A 629-nucleotide genomic window follows, 5' to 3' on the forward strand; every position below is an offset into this window, starting at 1 on the left:
CCGTATACGCAAAGCTACTTTGAATACTGGCGATGGAATCAATTGTTGAAAAAGTAACCCCACCATTTTTAGAACCAAATAAAGTCAGGGTGGTGGAAGACGCTAATGACACAAAAAAATGAATAATGATAAACATCGGAGGCCAAGACCATAAAAACACTTGGGTTTGCATGTAGATCATGTATACCCCATGCAAGCCAGGCACCAGCGCTAACAACATCACTAAAGGGAAAATACACAGAGTCAGCATCCAAAAGACAGTCATATAATAAGGAAGCCGATAGCCTGCAAGCCAAAAACTATTCGCTTCAGCCACGTGCATTTTTTGCAGACTGGAACTGTTGGTGTAATTCATCAGCTCCGCATCCGCGCCAGCAAAAGCAAAGGCATCAAGGGCTGATTCACGGGTGGCATTAATTAAAATATTTTGCGTAAGCACATTGGCCGCATCTTTGGACACGTTCATAAAATAGGAATGAGCTGCTGCTAAACCATCACTAAACTTCTCTTTATCACCCTTGGTCATAATATTCGATAAATGAACAAGTTGTTTTTCTATTCCCTCATTCAGTTCTGGTTTTAAACGTGCTGCAGCCTCAATGCAGCTCAAATTAGTACCATCATGAAAT

The 629-nt window shown here is 41.2% G+C and carries 1 protein-coding gene; it reads right to left on the reverse strand.

Features of this window, described 5'->3' with window-relative positions; translation table 11 throughout:
- Positions 1-629, reverse strand: a 629-nt coding sequence (locus tag A8O27_RS18335) for a conjugal transfer protein TraG N-terminal domain-containing protein (RefSeq protein WP_162270510.1), incomplete at both ends; no start/stop codon positions are given.

This window comes from Legionella bozemanae, from assembly GCF_001648595.1.
Taxonomy (GTDB): domain Bacteria; phylum Pseudomonadota; class Gammaproteobacteria; order Legionellales; family Legionellaceae; genus Legionella; species Legionella bozemanae.